The following is a 1,380-nucleotide window of genomic DNA, read 5'->3' as shown; positions in this document are numbered from 1 at the left end:
CATTTAAAGAGTGCGTAATAGCTCACTGGTCGAGTGACGCTGCGCCGAAAATGTATCGGGGCTAAACAAATCACCGAAGCTGTGGATTGATACCTTTGGTATCAGTGGTAGGAGAGCGTTCTAAGGGCGTTGAAGTCAGACCGGAAGGACTGGTGGAGCGCTTAGAAGTGAGAATGCCGGTATGAGTAGCGAAAGATGGGTGAGAATCCCATCCACCGTATGACTAAGGTTTCCTGAGGAAGGCTCGTCCGCTCAGGGTTAGTCGGGACCTAAGTCGAGGCCGATAGGCGTAGACGATGGACAACAGGTTGATATTCCTGTACCACCAAACCACCGTTTGAGTAATGGGGGGACGCAGAAGGATAGGGTAAGCGTGCTGTTGGTTATGCACGTCCAAGCAGTAAGGTGTGAGTGTAGGCAAATCCGCACTCTATAACATTGAGCTGTGATGGCGAGGACTTAGTCCGAAGTTCCTGATTTCACACTGCCAAGAAAAGCCTCTAGCGAGGTGATAGGTGCCCGTACCGCAAACCGACACAGGTAGTCGAGGAGAGAATCCTAAGGTGAGCGAGAGAACTCTCGTTAAGGAACTCGGCAAAATGACCCCGTAACTTCGGGAGAAGGGGTGCTCTTTTGGGTGTATAGCCTAGAAGAGCCGCAGTGAATAGGCCCAGGCGACTGTTTAGCAAAAACACAGGTCTCTGCAAAACCGTAAGGTGAAGTATAGGGGCTGACGCCTGCCCGGTGCTGGAAGGTTAAGAGGAGTGCTTAGCGCAAGCGAAGGTGCGAATTGAAGCCCCAGTAAACGGCGGCCGTAACTATAACGGTCCTAAGGTAGCGAAATTCCTTGTCGGGTAAGTTCCGACCCGCACGAAAGGCGTAACGATCTGGGCACTGTCTCAACGAGAGACTCGGTGAAATTATAGTACCTGTGAAGATGCAGGTTACCCGCGACAGGACGGAAAGACCCCGTGGAGCTTTACTATAGCTTGATATTGAATTTTGGTGCAACTTGTACAGGATAGGCAGGAGCCTTAGAGCCCGGAGCGCCAGCTTCGGAGGAGGCGTCGGTGGGATACTGCCCTGGTTGTATTGAAATTCTAACCCATACCCGTAACCCGGGTAGGAGACAGTGTCAGGCGGGTAGTTTGACTGGGGCGGTCGCCTCCTAAAGTGTAACGGAGGCGCCCAAAGGTTCCCTCAGAATGGTTGGAAATCATTCGAAGAGTGTAAAGGCAGAAGGGAGCTTGACTGCGAGACCTACAAGTCGAGCAGGGTCGAAAGACGGGCTTAGTGATCCGGTGGTTCCGCATGGAAGGGCCATCGCTCAACGGATAAAAGCTACCCCGGGGATAACAGGCTTATCTCCCCCAAGAGTCC

Annotated in this window: 1 rRNA gene; it reads left to right on the top strand. The window is 52.6% G+C overall.

From position 1 onward, the window contains the following. Positions 1 to 1,380: ribosomal RNA gene (locus ACFVR1_RS19550) — 23S ribosomal RNA — on the top strand; the annotation flags it as partial.

Origin of the sequence: Psychrobacillus sp. NPDC058041 (genome assembly GCF_042885655.1) — a bacterium.
GTDB lineage: Bacteria > Bacillota > Bacilli > Bacillales_A > Planococcaceae > Psychrobacillus.
The sequence above is the reverse complement of the archived record's forward strand: the minus strand, read 5'-3'. Positions and strand labels throughout refer to the sequence as shown.